General features: G+C 65.8%; 15 protein-coding genes. 9 read left to right on the forward strand and 6 right to left on the reverse strand.

Going from position 1 to position 13640, the window contains the following annotated elements; genetic code table 11:
- The first annotated feature begins 14 nt into the window (after nucleotides 1-14).
- On the forward strand, nucleotides 15-299 hold the full coding sequence (locus tag EV191_RS03450) for a hypothetical protein (RefSeq protein WP_132875312.1): 285 nt from the start codon (nucleotides 15-17) through the stop codon (nucleotides 297-299).
- 8 nt (nucleotides 300-307) lie between these two features.
- On the opposite strand, the gene EV191_RS03455 is transcribed toward EV191_RS03450, so the two are convergent.
- A complete protein-coding gene (locus tag EV191_RS03455; protein WP_243658728.1) occupies nucleotides 308-1783 on the reverse strand; it encodes an aminotransferase-like domain-containing protein in 1476 nt (491 codons plus the stop codon).
- 88 nt (nucleotides 1784-1871) lie between these two features.
- Between EV191_RS03455 and EV191_RS03460 the strand changes: the two genes are divergently transcribed.
- Nucleotides 1872-2102, forward strand: coding sequence for a hypothetical protein (locus EV191_RS03460; RefSeq protein WP_132875314.1), 231 nt, complete (start codon nucleotides 1872-1874; stop codon nucleotides 2100-2102).
- On the opposite strand, the gene EV191_RS03465 is transcribed toward EV191_RS03460, so the two are convergent.
- Entirely contained in the window at nucleotides 2099-2947 is an 849-nt protein-coding gene (locus EV191_RS03465; protein ID WP_132875315.1) for a class I SAM-dependent methyltransferase, read from the reverse strand. The two genes, EV191_RS03460 and EV191_RS03465, sit on opposite strands and share 4 nt — an antisense overlap.
- A gap of 96 nt (nucleotides 2948-3043) precedes the next feature.
- Nucleotides 3044-3628, reverse strand: a complete 585-nt coding sequence (locus tag EV191_RS03470) for a helix-turn-helix domain-containing protein (protein ID WP_132875316.1) — start codon at nucleotides 3626-3628, stop codon at nucleotides 3044-3046.
- Nucleotides 3629-3747: 119 nt separating this feature from the next.
- Between EV191_RS03470 and EV191_RS03475 the strand changes: the two genes are divergently transcribed.
- The 4 genes from EV191_RS03475 (at nucleotide 3748) to EV191_RS03490 (ending at nucleotide 8429) form a co-directional block, all read left to right on the forward strand.
- Nucleotides 3748-4425: a superoxide dismutase family protein gene (locus EV191_RS03475; RefSeq protein ID WP_132875317.1), complete on the forward strand. Its 678-nt coding sequence runs from the start codon at nucleotides 3748-3750 to the stop codon at nucleotides 4423-4425.
- Between the two features lie 136 nt (nucleotides 4426-4561).
- Entirely contained in the window at nucleotides 4562-6301 is a 1740-nt protein-coding gene (locus EV191_RS03480) for an acyl-CoA dehydrogenase family protein (RefSeq protein ID WP_132875318.1), read from the forward strand.
- 35 nt (nucleotides 6302-6336) lie between these two features.
- Nucleotides 6337-7857 (forward strand): bifunctional phosphatase PAP2/diacylglycerol kinase family protein, encoded by a 1521-nt coding sequence (locus EV191_RS03485; RefSeq protein WP_243658729.1) that lies wholly within the window; start codon nucleotides 6337-6339, stop codon nucleotides 7855-7857.
- Nucleotides 7858-7955: 98 nt separating this feature from the next.
- Complete coding sequence (locus EV191_RS03490) at nucleotides 7956-8429, forward strand: nitroreductase family deazaflavin-dependent oxidoreductase (RefSeq protein WP_132875319.1); 474 nt, start codon at nucleotides 7956-7958, stop codon at nucleotides 8427-8429.
- A gap of 18 nt (nucleotides 8430-8447) precedes the next feature.
- Here EV191_RS03490 and EV191_RS03495 read toward each other — a convergent pair whose 3' ends face one another.
- Together EV191_RS03495 and EV191_RS03500 are read right to left on the reverse strand one after the other, a co-directional pair.
- The gene (locus EV191_RS03495) at nucleotides 8448-8891 is read right to left on the reverse strand and encodes an Hsp20/alpha crystallin family protein (protein WP_132875320.1); all 444 of its coding nucleotides are present in this window, start codon (nucleotides 8889-8891) and stop codon (nucleotides 8448-8450) included.
- 196 nt (nucleotides 8892-9087) lie between these two features.
- Nucleotides 9088-9657 (reverse strand): TetR/AcrR family transcriptional regulator, encoded by a 570-nt coding sequence (locus EV191_RS03500; RefSeq protein ID WP_132875321.1) that lies wholly within the window; start codon nucleotides 9655-9657, stop codon nucleotides 9088-9090.
- 84 nt (nucleotides 9658-9741) lie between these two features.
- On the opposite strand from EV191_RS03500, the gene EV191_RS03505 reads away from it, so the two are divergent.
- Together EV191_RS03505 and EV191_RS03510 are read left to right on the forward strand one after the other, a co-directional pair.
- Nucleotides 9742-10464 carry an alpha/beta fold hydrolase gene (locus EV191_RS03505; protein WP_132875322.1) on the forward strand — a complete coding sequence of 241 codons (723 nt, stop codon included), beginning with the start codon at nucleotides 9742-9744 and terminating at the stop codon, nucleotides 10462-10464.
- Between the two features lie 111 nt (nucleotides 10465-10575).
- Entirely contained in the window at nucleotides 10576-11445 is an 870-nt protein-coding gene (locus EV191_RS03510; protein ID WP_132875323.1) for an aminoglycoside 6-adenylyltransferase, read from the forward strand.
- 13 nt (nucleotides 11446-11458) lie between these two features.
- Here the strand turns inward: EV191_RS03510 and EV191_RS03515 are convergent, their stop codons facing one another.
- Complete coding sequence (locus EV191_RS03515) at nucleotides 11459-12025, reverse strand: TetR/AcrR family transcriptional regulator (RefSeq protein WP_132875324.1); 567 nt, start codon at nucleotides 12023-12025, stop codon at nucleotides 11459-11461.
- 68 nt (nucleotides 12026-12093) lie between these two features.
- Here EV191_RS03515 and EV191_RS03520 point away from each other — a divergent pair, with 68 nt between their 5' ends.
- Nucleotides 12094-13638, forward strand: coding sequence for an MFS transporter (locus EV191_RS03520; protein WP_132875325.1), 1545 nt, complete (start codon nucleotides 12094-12096; stop codon nucleotides 13636-13638).
- Nucleotides 13639-13640 lie beyond the last annotated feature (2 nt).

A 13640-nucleotide genomic window follows, 5' to 3' on the forward strand; every position in this document is an offset into this window, starting at 1 on the left:
CTAGATTCGAACATATGATCGAACAACTAGTTGATGCCACGGACCGCTCCGACACCGCCGATGACGAGATATCCGAGCTCTCCGACCGGGAACTGGTCACCATGCTCGCCGGCACGGTCGCCGAGATCCGCCAGGTACAGGACCGGTCGCTGTGGATGCTTGCTACCTGCCTCGCGCATGGCATCACCTTCGGCTATCCGGACCTGGTGGCGTTTCTGCGGGCCCGGCTGGGCATCAGCGAGCAGGCCGCGCGCGCCCGGGTGGCGCAAGCCAAGGCACTGCTGGACGCCGAAGGCTGACCGGCGGGCTAAATGATCGGCCGAAGCGGCGCGCTTTCCGAAGGACCGTGCCGGCAGAGCTCGTCCCACGCCCTGCCGAGCCGTTGCACGAGCTCGGTCAGCACTTCGGGCGGATGGGTGAACGGAATCCGCACGTAGTTGTCATGCGCGCCCGTCGGGTCCATCGAGGAACCAGGAATCACCTCGACTCCGTGTCGCAGCGTGAGTTGCGCGAACACATCCGCGTGCACCTCCGGCAGGGCCACCCACAGCGAGGCGCCGCCATCCGGCCGACGCCAGCTCCACGCCGGCAGTCGCTCGGTCAGTAGCTGCTCGAGCTGGTCCAGCCGGGCACGCTGCTCCACCGCACGCTTCGCGGCAAGATCGGGCAACTGCGGCAGCAGTCGCGCCGCGAGTGCCTGGTCGATCACCGGCGAACCGAGATCGGCCAACGCCTTGCGCCGGGCGCACCGCTCGATGATCTCCACCGGCCCCCGCAACCAACCAATCCGCAGTCCGCCCCACACGGCCTTGCCGAGCGATTCCACGGTGACCGTCTCCACCCCCAGCGGCGCGTAGGCGGCTAGCGGCGGCGGCAGCTCGGACTCGGTATGCGCGATTCCGGCGTAAGCGTTGTCCTCCAGAATCGGCACGCCGTACTTCGCGGCCAGTTCAGCGATCCGGCGCCGTCGCGCATCCGACATCAGGATGCCGGTCGGATTGTGGTGGCTCGGCATGACGTAGAGCAGCGCTGGCACCTGCTCGGCGAGTGTCGCGGCCAGTTCGGGTATCCGGATCCCCTCGTCGTCCAGCCCGATCGACACCAGCTCGGCCTTGACCGCCCGGAAGACGTCCATGCATGCGGGCCAGCTGGGCGCCTCGACGACCACACGCGCTCGCTCGCGCAGATAGACCTCGGCCACCACGACCAACGCCTGATGCGCCCCGGTAGTAACCAGGATCTGGTCCGCGCTGGTAGGCAGCCCGAGCTCGGTGTAATACCGCGCGATGGCCTCCCGTAGCTCCGGCAGGCCGCGCGGGTGATAGCCGGGGTCGGCGAGCAGTTGGGTCATGTCGTAGCGCAGCACCTCGTCCAACGCACCAGCCACTTCGGCGGAACCGCCCTGCGCGGCCCAGGCCAACGAGATCAATGGCCCCTGGCCATCGATCAACCGCTGGAACATGGCGGTTGCCCGCCCGCCAGCCACTCGCCCATCCCCAACCGGCGTGGCCACGCGCTCGGCGACCGTGGTCCCGCTGCCCTGCCGCCGCTCGATCAACTTCCGACCACGAAGCTCCTCGTAGGCACCGACAACGGTGGCTCGACTGGTCGCAAGCGCGCCGGCCAGCGAACGTTCCGCGGGCAGCCGGTCACCGGCCCGCAGCGCTCCGTCATTGATCAACCGCGCGAGCGCGTCGGCCAGCTTGCGATAGAGCGGGCCGGTCCCTACCGACCAGCCGCCGAGTAGTTCCGCCAGCTCAGCCACGGTCCGCGAATGAACCATTTTGTCCTCCATTGGCACTAAAAATGGCTGGAGTGTTATGCCAATCTAGCTGAAGAAGGCAAACCTCGGCACCTACTGGAGGTGGCACATGACAACAATCGCATTGCTCTGCTTGGTCACCGGCGGCCAACTGGTGGCGTTCGGTCGGTTCATCCGGCTGCCGCGCACCCTCGAGCCGCTGCTCCTGGGTACCGAACCACGACTGCTGCGTGATCTGCTCAGGGGCGGCGTGGTGCTGCGCGAGATCAGCGACGCCAACGCGACCAGGACGCTCCAGCGCATCGAGGAACTACACGGCAAGACGCCAGCTACCAGCTAGCCGGTGACAGCTCGCCGCGCGGCCCATACGGTGCGTTCGGTGCGCACCGCGAGGTCCGCGCGGCGCAGGATGCTGTCCGCGCCGTCCGTATCGAGCAGCCGATCCAAGGCGGCCAGGTCCTCGGCACTGAGCACATCGGCGGCGGCCGCGCGCATCCGGCGCAGGCCGCTGAGCGCGTACCGGCCGACCGCCCCCGCTCTGGACCGTCCAATTTCAACGGTGATAGTTCGCTCGGCCGCCACTTCGAAACCGGCCACGGCTAGCTTCTCGCCCCAGTCGGCACCCCGGTGCGGTAGTCGCCCGGCATGGCGACCATCGCTCGCCGCGTGGCAGCGCTGCTCGAGACCAGGACGATCCTCCGGCGCGGCATCCGGCAGGAACCGAGGGAACCCGGCGAGCTCCACGACGGCGAACAGGCCCCCGGGAGCGAGCAGATCGCGTACCTGACGCAGGGCGTGCTCGGGATCGGCCATATGGTGCATCGATGCCGAGGCCCACACCAGCTCGGGCGCACCGAGATCGGGCCAGGTCGCGTCGAGGTCGGCCGGCACAGTGTGCACCCGGTCGGCCAGCCCGCGCTCGCTGGCCTTGTCCTGTAGGCGTTGCAGATGCTCGGCCGAGGAATCCACGGCCGTGACCCGCGCCCCGGGAAACCGGTCGAGCAGTGCGAACGTCCCCGCACCCGTGCCACATCCCAGATCCACGATCGCGTGTGGATCGGCATTGACGGGCAACCATGCGGTGATGGCCGCGGTGTGCTCGGCAAGCACTTCCGCGTCGAGATCGAGGATTTCCGCGTGGTTGTGCTGGGCAGGTCCGTGCTGGGCTGGCGCGATGGGTTTCATGCCGCCAACATAGGTCCATTATGCGCGGAGTGCACGAGATCTTGCGTATAGAGCAAGAAGATAAGTGTCCTGGTCGCCGAGCACGCAACCGGCCGACTAATCTGACTCCGAATGGGCCGGTTTGTCGGGTTCGTGACCTCGTCGGGCTTCGCGGTCAAAGATGCCAATGATTTCGCAGGGCCCACCGCCACTCCCGATCGCGTGCGGGACCATCGTCGGGAACTCAGCGGCCTGATTGGCCTCCACCCGGAAGCGCCGGTTCCCGAGCATCAGGACGGCGACCCCGGAAAGCACAACGAGCCATTCGCGCCCTGGATGTGCCCGCATCCTGGCCGGGTTGTCCGGCGGCGGGTCCGTGATGCGCTGGCGCAGCACGGTCATCCCGGGTTCGGCTTTGATCGGCCACCGCATCAGGCCATGCGCGCCGTCGATCATCGGATTGACGATCACGTCATCGGTGTCCGTCTCGACCAGCTGGTCAATCGATGTGTCCAACGCTCTGGCCAGCGTGACGAGCTGGTCGAGGGCAAGGCGTCGCTGACCGTTCTCGATCCGGCTGAGCGAGGACGGACTCAGCCGAGCACGGGTGGCCAGCTCGTCCAGCGACCAACCCTGTGCCACGCGTAGCGCGCGAATGCGTTTGCGCACCAGGCTGTCCAACTCACCAGCGCCTTGCGTCATAAGCACAACATAATGCCGAGCTCGCAAACTACCTCGGCGGGCCGAACCACCGGATTTGCGGTAACCGCCTGAGCTCGCGAGCATACGGACAGCAGGTACGCAAGACGGAATGAGGACACATGCGCAGGACCACCGTCCGGGGTAAATCGACCAGCCGGACACTGCTCGCCCTTGCCGCGGCCGGGCTGCTGCTCACCGCCTGTGGAAACGACGAAGAAGGCAACGGGCAAGCGCAGAACAACCAGCAGGGTGACCAGACGGCCACCACCCAGCAGGACGACAACGACGACCAGCAGGGTCAGCCGGATGTCGAACAGAGCGGCCGGCTCGCCCCGCCGGAATCCGCCAACGGGGCCTTCACCTACAACACCGAACTGGCTCCGGAGGGCGCCGAGGTCTCGGTGGAAGCCGAGCAGACGCGGAACGGGACCAAGATCGAGATCGACGTGGAAGGGCTGGTCGCGAACCGCGGATACGCGGTACACGCGCATACCGAGAAGTGCGGTGACGATGGCGACGCCGCCGGACCGCATTTCCAGAACGAGGTGGACCCGGCGGCGACCAAGGACGAGCCGTCTACCGACCCGAAGTACGCCAACCCGGAGAACGAGGTCTGGCTCGATCTGCGCACCGACGGCGAAGGCGAGGGAGACGCGGAGACCGAGGTGCCGTTCAAGTTCACCGACCGGGCGCCCGCCTCGATCGTGATCCACGAGAACGAGGAGACGGCCACGCACCATGGTGAGGCCGGCACCGCTGGCGACCGGGTCGCCTGCCTGACCGTGCCGTTCGCCTGATCTCACCGACTTGACCGAGCTTCGGGGTGATTGAGTTCGCACACCGACTCAATCACCCCGCGCATCGGTATTGGACGGCCGCGTTCTCCGGTGTCATCGTGCAGATATCGCCCGGCGAACGCAATGGAGCTCCGTCATGGTCACCGCCACGCGCCCCAGCTGGCCTTCCGGCGATACCTTCGCCGGCACCGATCCCGCACTCGGCAACCTTCTCGACCAGCTCCTCGGCCCGGATGAACGCACACTACTGCAACCCGTGCTACGTGAGCTGGACGATGCGGCATCCGGCAGACTGTCCGAACTGGCCACCACCGCCGATGCCAACCCGCCACGGTTGCGGCAGTACGACGCGAATGGCGAGCGAGTAGACGAGATCGTCTTTCATCCCGCGTACACCGAGCTGGCCAACTATGCCTTCGAGCGGCTGGGGCTCGCCGCGATGTCCCATCGCGCGGGGATCCACTACTGGCCGGCAACCGCGCCGCATATCGCCAAGTACGCACTGTCCTATGTGTTCGTACAGGCAGAGTTTGGCATCTGCTGCCCGGTATCGATGACCGACTCCGCCGCCAGGGTACTGCGCCTGTTCGGCGATCCTTCGGTATTCGGCGATTATCTGGCCGGTCTCACCGCAACCGAGCATGACTCGCTGCTCACCGGCGCGATGTTCATGACCGAGCGAGCCGGCGGCACCGATGTCGGGCAGACCGAGACGACCGCGCGGCGGAAGGGCGATGACTGGGTACTGCACGGCCGGAAGTGGTTCGCCTCCAACGCCTCCGCCGACGTGATCCTGACGCTGGCGCGCGTTCCGGGCGGGGCGGACGGCACCGCCGGTCTCGGCTTGTTCCTGGTACCAAGAACGCGCCCGGACGGCAGCCGGAACAGCTACCGGATCGACCGGCTGAAGGACAAGCTCGGCACCAGGTCGATGGCCAGCGGCGAGGTCACCTTGGACGGCGCATATGCCCTGCCAGTCGGCGATCTTTCTCGAGGTTTCCGACAGATGGCCGAGATGGTCAACGTGTCTCGACTGTCCAATGTGTTGCGTTCGGCTGGTTTGATGCGGCGCGCGGTATGGGAATCGGTGTGGCACACGAAGCAGCGAGTGGTCTTCGGCAAGCCACTGTTCGATCAGCCGCTGATGCGCGCCAGCCTGCTGCCACTGCAACTGCATGCCGAGTCTGCCCTGGGTTTCGCGCTGGAATGCGCGAAACTGCTGGACGAAGCTGATCGGGGCGATGAACTCGCCGGGCGGTTGATCCGGGTACTCACCCCGCTCGGTAAGTACACCATCTGCAAGCAGGCTAGGTGGGTGACCGGGGAGGCCATGGAGATCCGTGGTGGCAACGGGTACATCGAGGACTGGGTCAATCCCCGGCTAGTCAGGGATGCGCACCTCGGCTCGATCTGGGAAGGGTCGAGCAACGTGATCGCGCTGGACGCCCTGCGCTGTATGCGTAAGTCCGGGGCACACGACGAGCTGACCGAACACCTGACGGACCGCTTGGCAAAGATCACCGACCCCGAGGTTACCCGCGCGGCGCAACGGGTCCTCGATAGGTTGGCGCGCTTGCGTGCGCGTGGTAACGAGTTGCTTGCCGCGCCGGACGATTGGGCGCAAGCGGCCGCCGGGCGCTATACGGGCGAGCTGTCCAGGGCGACGCAGGCAGCGTTCCTTGTCCAGCAGGCGGCGCGCGAGGCCGATGCCGGGGGCGGTTACCGCAAGCTACTCGTCGCGAACTGCTACCTCGGCTACCTCGATGGCGCCGAAGCCCCGCCAGCCGCGCTCGATTGCCTTGAGCAGATCGTGTTTGGCGGCACGGTGGACGCCAGTACCGCGAACACGCCAGTTGGACAAGACCCGGGTAGCTGAAGCGCAGCACACCTCGCAGTCGCTAATTTGTCCGCATGCCAAGCAGCTTCGCCAGGATTCGCGACCAGATTGTCGATATTGACCGGAAAGTCATGTTACGAACGGCGGCGCTGCCGGCAACCTCTGCGGATCGCAACCTTGCCAAGCTCAGCGAGGCGGCGAACGGCGGGCGACTCTGGTTGCTACTCGGCGGGCTGCTTGTCCTGCGGCCAGGCGAGTTTCGCAGGGCGGGGCTACGCGGCATGGCCGCGGTTGGGGGCGCGAGCCTGCTGGCGAACCTGCTCGGCAAGCAGCTCTTCGCTCGCCGGCGGCCGCCGAGCGGGCTGATGCCGCGCGGCCGGAGCCTGGCGAATCCACCTGGATCAGCGGCTTTTCCTTCCGGGCATGCCGCGAATGCCTTCGCCTTTGTCACCGCCGCCGCGATGGAACGCAAACGAACCGGTGCCGCGCTCGCGCCACTTGCCGCGGCGGTCGCCTACTCCCGTGTGCACACCGGGATGCACTGGCCGTCCGATGTGCTTGCGGGCGCGGCGCTTGGCTCGGTTGCCGCGCTTGCCACCCGACACTGGTGGCCGTTGCGCACCGTGGCTCAGCCACACGCCGCGCGCCCGGCACAGGCACCGCCACTACCGGATGGCACCGGGCTACTGCTGTTCCACAACCCTGAATCGGGCAATCCGGATATCCGCACGGCAAGCCGGATGGCCGCGCTCTGGCCGAATGCGCGGCTGGTCGAGCTGAATCGTCGCCCGCCGGTCGACGCACAAGTCGAATCGGCGGTAGCGGCCAACCAGCCTGACCTCGCCGCACTCGGCGTTGCTGGTGGCGATGGGACGGTCGCCGCCGTGGCCGCGGTGGCACACCGACACCGACTCCCGCTCGTCGTGGTGCCGACCGGAACGTTGAACCATTTCGCCAGGGATATCGGGATCGGCGCGGCATCGGCGGCGGTGCGGGCGACCCGCAACGGGATGTCGAGCAAGGTCGATCTCGGTTTGCTGCAGGTAACGACGAACCGAGACGAGCAACTGGCCCGGTGGTTCGTGAACACCGCTAGCCTCGGCGGGTACCCCGCGATCGTCCGGGTCCGCAATCTGCTCGAACCGCGCTACGGCAGGCATGCGGCGATGATCGTGGCGATGATTCGCACCCTACGACGGGCCCAGCCGATCCCGGTGCTGCTGAATGGCAGGGCGCGCTCGGTCTGGCTGCTGTTCGTTGGGAACGGCAGCTATCAGCCAAAGGAGTTCAGCCCGGTGCGCCGCCAGGCGATGCACACCGGGCTGCTCGACGTTCGGTACCTGCGCGCTGACCTACCGTACTCGCGCACCAGATTCGTACTCGCGGCGCTGACCCGCAGTTTGGCGGCCAGCCGGGTGTATCACCAGTTTGATGCCTACGAGTTGGATGTGCGGCTACCCGAAGGTGCGACGCGAATCGCCACCGATGGTGAACTCGGCCCGCTCGGCAGGCGGTTCCTGTTCCGTACCCAGCCACGCGCGCTCACCGTCTATCGGTCGAACGACACGGTCTATCGAGCCGAACACAACAGCTGAGCGCGCCCGCCGCAACCGCGCTAGCCTGGAAGAACGCGGTCACCGAGCGTGCGCGCGGTGGATCGGAAACAGCTAGTCGCAGGTGAGCGAGGCCAACCTTGGAGATCATTGACAAGCCAGACCCGCCAACCGGTATCGGTCGGCTACTGGCCAGGACACCAATTCACCTGTACCGCGCCGGTTTCGGCTGGCTACTTGGTGGTCGATTCCTTCGACTCACCCATACCGGTCGCAAATCGGGAAAGCCGCGCGAGGTGGTTATCGAAGTCGTCGGCAAGGTCGATGATGGGTTCTATGTCTGCTCCGGATTCGGTGAACGCGCTGATTGGTACCGCAACGTCCGGCATAATCCCGAGGTGACGATCCAGGTGGGACGGCGAAGGGGCGCGGCCACCGCGATCCCGCTGTCCGCGGCGGAGGGCGGCGAGATCATGGCCCACTACGCGAGTAAACATCCGAAGATCGCGATGCGACTGTGCCGAACCATGGGGTTCGCGGTAGATGGCGGTGCCGCCGATTTCCGCGAGGTCGGCCAGAGTGTCCCTTTCCTCAAACTCGCGAGGCCAGCCTGACTGTCTATTGTGAAAAGACTAGGGCAGGATCACGACTTCGAGTACGCCGTTCTCCAGTACCGTACACAGCTGGCTCGCGGCGGCGAACCGGCGCGGCAGGCTGATGCTTCGGCGGAACGGGCCATACGTAGGCCCGCGTAGGTAGCATCTTCCGGATGCCCTGGAAACCTTGCGAGTGCCGGAGACGGTCAGGGTGCCAGCGACCAGCGAGCAATCGATCTCCGGGCGGGCAAGTCCGGGCAGGTCCATCCTGATGAGGATCGAGTCGTCCGATACGAACATCTCCGCGGGTGGCGTCCATGGCAGGAACAACTCTTCGCCAGCGAGCTCGACCGTCTGGCGGTTCGCGTCGTCCGCGTACCGGGTGAGGCCGCCGATATCCATGCCGCGCTGGACGTCGCTGTTCAGCGCGCGTAGCCAGCCCCATACCCGCTTGACCGGGTAATGCCGTTCACTTCGCATCGGAGTTCACCCCTGCCAAGTAGCTAGTACCCAAGTGTGCGAGCACACCGGCGGCCCGTCCAGCACCGCCCGCGTACGGAAAGCATCAGAGTCCGAAAACGAGAACGGAATGACAGTGCGGGCCGCGCACCCACGGAAACCGCATTGTTTAGGGATCTTGCGGTCACTGGGCCGCTCCGGGTAACCGTTGGTGAGGCTAGAGGTTCTGCGTCCCACCCTCCAGCACGAGATCCACGGTTTCCGCCAGGAAAGCCGGTGACGCTTCGCCGCCGCGCAGGAGCAGCCGGAACCAGATCGCTCCGGCGAGCAGGTCCATGATCGAAGCCGGGTCGAGGCCAAGACGGAGTTCGCCACGTTCCCACGCCCGCTGGAAGATCGGCTGTTCGCGGGCCATCCGGTCGGCGAAGAACGTTCGTGCGACCTCGGCGAGTTCCGGTCGGCGCGGTGCCACGGTGAGTGCCGCCGTGACGATGGGCGCGGTGCGCTCGGATGTGAGCAGCCTGGCGATCTGCCGAGCCACGGCGAGAAGATCGGTGCGCAGGCTGCCGGTGTCCGGCACGTCGATGCTGAGCAGCCCGGAGTTGGTGAGCGCCGCGGCCAGAAGCGCGTCCTTCGACGGCCACCACCGATACAGGGTGGTCTTGTTGACCCCGGATCGAACGGCGACCGATTCGATGGCCAGCTTGTCGTAGCCGTGCACGGCCAGCAGTTCGAGGGTCGCGGCAAATATCGCCTCTTCCTTGCGGGGGCCACTCCGTATGCTCACGGGCCAATAATACAACGCACCGTTGCGTTGTGCTAAATCGATGACTACAGTGCAACGCAACGGTGCGTTGCTTGTGGAGGTTCTATGGTTCCCGTCGTGTTCGTCCATGGCATCCGCATCAGCGGCGCGGCCTGGGTCGAGCAGGTGGAGAAAGTGGGTACGCGGCACCCCGCGAGGGCGATCGACCTACCTGGCCACGGCGCCCATCGTGGCTCGCCGTTCACGCTCTCCCATGCGGTACAAGCAGTCGTCGACGCTGTCGACGAGCCGGCCCTGGCCGTGGGCCACTCGCTCGGCGGCTACGTCGCCATCGCCGCGGCGGCCCGGCATCCCGAACGCGTGGCCGGTCTGGTCGTCGCCGGCTCCAGCTTCATTCCCGGGCGAACACTAGAGACGCCGTTCCGGCTGGCGCACCGCGCGTTCATGCGGCTTCCGGATCGCGGTGAGCGGATCAGCCGTTGGCAGTTCAACGCCGCTCTGCCACGACCGCTCGCGGACGCGGTGGTGGCAGGCGGGATCGCGACCGAGGTGATCCCGGATGCGGCGAAGGCTTTCGACGACTTCGACGTTCTCGCCGAACTCGCGCGGTACCCCGGCCCGGTCTGGCTGATCAATGGCGCTCGCGACCACTTCCGGCGACACGAGCGCCGCTTTCTCGATGCCTGCGTGGACGGACGACTGCTCATCGTGCCGGGCGCCGGGCACTACCTGCCACTGACCCACGCCGGCGAGTTCTCCCGACTAGTCCTCGATGCCGCCGCGGTGGTGGAGATGGCTGGGTTGGACGTCGGCGATCCGCATAGGTGAACCACTTGGCGGCCGAGGGCGCACCCGGAGCTATTGCCACCGAACCGCAATCTTTAGGGATCTTGCGGTCACTGGACTCGACCCCCGGGCACGCGGACTTAGACTCACCACATGGAGGATCCCAACGAACTACTTGCCAGCATTGTTACTTGGGCACGCACCGACCCGCGGGTGGACGCCGTGGTGCAAACGGGTTCCCGGGCTCGCGGCACGCGCGTCGACGAGTTCTCCGATCTGGATATCGAACTCATCGGTTCGGGCTGGCGGGATCTTGTCGATGATCAGCGGTGGAGCGCCGAGTTCGGCAGGGAGCTGGTTTCCATCGATACCTCGTCAGCGGAAGAACCTGACCATTCTGGACCGGAATGGGCGACCCGCCTTGTGGTTTACGCGGCTGGCCGCAAGGTCGATTACACGCTGGCCGGCCCAGACCGGCTGCACCACCTTTCGTCCGGATTGGACGATCTTTACCAGCGGGGTTATCTGGTACATCTCGACAAGAACGGGATCGCCAGCAACCTCCCGGAGCCAACCGGCGCCGCACCGGTGCCCGCTCGACCAAGTCACGACGAGTTCGACAACGCGATCCGCGAGTTCTGGTTCGAAGCCAGCCAGGTACCCATCTACCTCGCGCGCGGCGATTTGTGGGTGGCGAAGTTCCGCGATAACACCATGAAGGAGTTCCTACTCGAGATGCTCCAGTGGTACGCGGCCACCGAACCTGCTGGTGCGCCGGACATCTGGCATATCGGGCACCGTATGGATCAGTGGCTGCCCGCCGGACTGTGGCGTGAACTGCATGAGGTGTACGGACATTTCGTCGCCGAGGACGGCTGGCGCGCGCTACGTGCCAGCGCCAGGGTGTTCGGCTGGGTGTCCGAAGAGGTCGCGCGGCGTTGTGGTTTCCCCAGTCCCAGCACGCTCGCCGCCGGGGTAACCGAACACCTGGAACGGATAGCAGGGCACGGCGTGACCAACTAGCCGGCAAGCTCGCCTACTCGTCGACCAGCTTTCGCAGCGCGGCGACGACCTGCTCGCCGGTTGGCACGGCATCGGGCGAAACCAGTGACTGCACCGAGAAGCCCAGGATCAACGCGTGGGCCACCGGACCAACAGTCGCTGCGGCTTCCATATCGATCTCCTCGGGATCGATGCCAAGCAACATCGCGGCAAGCTCGTCCCGACCCTCGGCCCCGCGCTGGTCCAGAGCCTCGTGAATCTCATCGGCGAACTCCGCCTGAGCGAAGGCCTGCACGCTGGCGACGATCAGCGGGCGATGCACCGGCAACGATCTGAGGAACTCATCTAGGGCGACGCGCAGGCGATCCGAGGGCTCTGCCCGCGCGCTGGCACTGACCGCCTCGCTGATCCGCCCACCCCACTCGTCCTGCGCCTCGAGCGCGGCGAGGTTCATCAGGGCGTCCTTCGAACCAAAGTGATAACCGATCGACGCCAGGTGCGAGCCCGAAACAGCGGCGATATCGCGCGCCGTCGTGTGCTGATACCCCTTCTCGACCAGGCATTTCCGCGCGCCAGCCAGCAGGTCATCGCGTTGACTCATGGGTCAACCCTAACACTTTTACGCACGTACGTATTGCAGAGCAATTTTGACGTACGTACGATAAAGTCATGTTGCCCTCGCCTCCTACTGCTACCGCCCGTACCTGGCTAGGACTAGCCATCCTGTTGCTGCCGGCGCTTCTGGTCGCGATGGACATTTCCGTGCTATTCATCGCCGCGCCGGAAATCGTCGAATCCTTGCGGCCATCCACCAACCAATGGCTGTGGGCGATGGATATCTATGGCTTCGTCATCGCATCGCTGTTGATCACCATGGGCAGCCTCGGTGACCGCATCGGCCGCAGGAAGCTACTTCTCATTGGCGCCAGCCTGTTCGGGACTGCTTCGGTCTTCGTTGCCTACGCACCAAACGCGGAACTGCTTATCGTCGGGCGGGCGCTGCTTGCCATAGGGGGCGCCACTCTAGCTCCATCCACGCTGTCGTTGATCCGGAACATGTTCCCCGATCCCGGGCAGCGCAGGATCGCCGTCGGTTGCTGGACGGCAGCCTTCGGCGGTGGCGCCGTCGCTGGTCCGATCATCGCCGGCATCCTGCTCGAATACTTCTGGTGGGGCTCGGTGTTCTTGATCAACGTGCCGGTGATGATCCTGCTGCTACTAGCCGGCCCGCTGCTGGTACCGGAGTCACGACAGTCGAGTCAGGGCGGCTTCGACCTACCGGGTGCCGCACTTTCGCTGGTCGCCATCCTTGGTCTGGTGTTCGCGCTGAAGGACACGGCGCAGCACGGACCCACCGCGGTCGGCGCCTTCGCGGCGACCATTGGTATCGCCGGACTCGTCGCATTTGGCGCACACCAGCGGCGAGCACGGCATCCGCTCATCGATATCAACCTGTTCCGGCTGCCGGCCTTCGCCGCGGCAATCGGAGCGAACACGATAATCACCGTTGCTACCGTGGGAACCGGTTCGCTCGCCTTCATCTTCCTGCAGACCGTGCATGAACTCTCGGCGCTGGATGCTGCATTGTGGACATTGCCGACCTTTGCCGGGACGATGGCCGGCGCGGCGACCGCGACACCGCTACTCGGACGTACCCGTGCAGGGACCACGTTGACTTCCGGTCTGCTCTGTGCCGCTACTGGGTTCGTGGTCGTCGCGATTGGTTCGTCGGACACCAGCATGGCGGTATTCCTTACCGGTTACACGGTGCTCACTTTCGGCGTGGGTCTTACCGCGACCAGCGCGAACACCCTCGTCCTTGGCAGCGCACCAGCCAAGGACGCAGGTGCGGCTTCTGGAATCGCCGAAACGAGCACGGAGCTCGGCGGCGCGGTAGGCATCGCCGTGTTCGGCGCGATCTCTGGTGCCGTCTACAGTGCCGGGATCGCCGACGCACCGGGCGTCTCTACTGATCCAGCAGCCGGCGAAACGGTAAACGGAACGCTTGCCGTGGCGGACAATCTGGCTGAGCCACAAGCGAGTGCGCTCCGGAATGCGGCTGTGGCAGCCTACTCAGACAGTGTCGGCGCAGCGGCGCTCAGCGGTATGACCATCACAATCGTCACGGCGACCGTGATCTGGTGGCTGCTCCGCCGAACTCGCCCCGACCCGCTACCAGATTCCACTGCCGACCAAGAAAGCCGCGCAAGGTAGTT

Source organism: Tamaricihabitans halophyticus, assembly GCF_004340875.1.
Lineage (GTDB): Bacteria > Actinomycetota > Actinomycetes > Mycobacteriales > Pseudonocardiaceae > Tamaricihabitans > Tamaricihabitans halophyticus.

Bases quoted from the DNA above. Each gene is read 5' to 3' on its own strand.
- EV191_RS03505 (WP_132875322.1), top strand. From the start codon at position 9,742: ATGGTTCCCGTCGTGTTCGTCCATGGCATCCGCATCAGCGGCGCGGCC.
- EV191_RS03475 (WP_132875317.1), top strand. From the start codon at position 3,748: ATGCGCAGGACCACCGTCCGGGGTAAATCGACCAGCCGGACACTGCTC.
- EV191_RS03450 (WP_132875312.1), top strand. From the start codon at position 15: ATGATCGAACAACTAGTTGATGCCACGGACCGCTCCGACACCGCCGAT.
- EV191_RS03455 (WP_243658728.1), bottom strand. From the start codon at position 1,783: ATGGTTCATTCGCGGACCGTGGCTGAGCTGGCGGAACTACTCGGCGGC.
- EV191_RS03480 (WP_132875318.1), top strand. From the start codon at position 4,562: ATGGTCACCGCCACGCGCCCCAGCTGGCCTTCCGGCGATACCTTCGCC.
- EV191_RS03495 (WP_132875320.1), bottom strand. From the start codon at position 8,891: ATGCGAAGTGAACGGCATTACCCGGTCAAGCGGGTATGGGGCTGGCTA.
- EV191_RS03470 (WP_132875316.1), bottom strand. From the start codon at position 3,628: ATGACGCAAGGCGCTGGTGAGTTGGACAGCCTGGTGCGCAAACGCATT.
- EV191_RS03510 (WP_132875323.1), top strand. From the start codon at position 10,576: ATGGAGGATCCCAACGAACTACTTGCCAGCATTGTTACTTGGGCACGC.
- EV191_RS03485 (WP_243658729.1), top strand. From the start codon at position 6,337: ATGCCAAGCAGCTTCGCCAGGATTCGCGACCAGATTGTCGATATTGAC.
- EV191_RS03465 (WP_132875315.1), bottom strand. From the start codon at position 2,947: ATGAAACCCATCGCGCCAGCCCAGCACGGACCTGCCCAGCACAACCAC.
- EV191_RS03515 (WP_132875324.1), bottom strand. From the start codon at position 12,025: ATGAGTCAACGCGATGACCTGCTGGCTGGCGCGCGGAAATGCCTGGTC.
- EV191_RS03460 (WP_132875314.1), top strand. From the start codon at position 1,872: ATGACAACAATCGCATTGCTCTGCTTGGTCACCGGCGGCCAACTGGTG.
- EV191_RS03520 (WP_132875325.1), top strand. From the start codon at position 12,094: ATGTTGCCCTCGCCTCCTACTGCTACCGCCCGTACCTGGCTAGGACTA.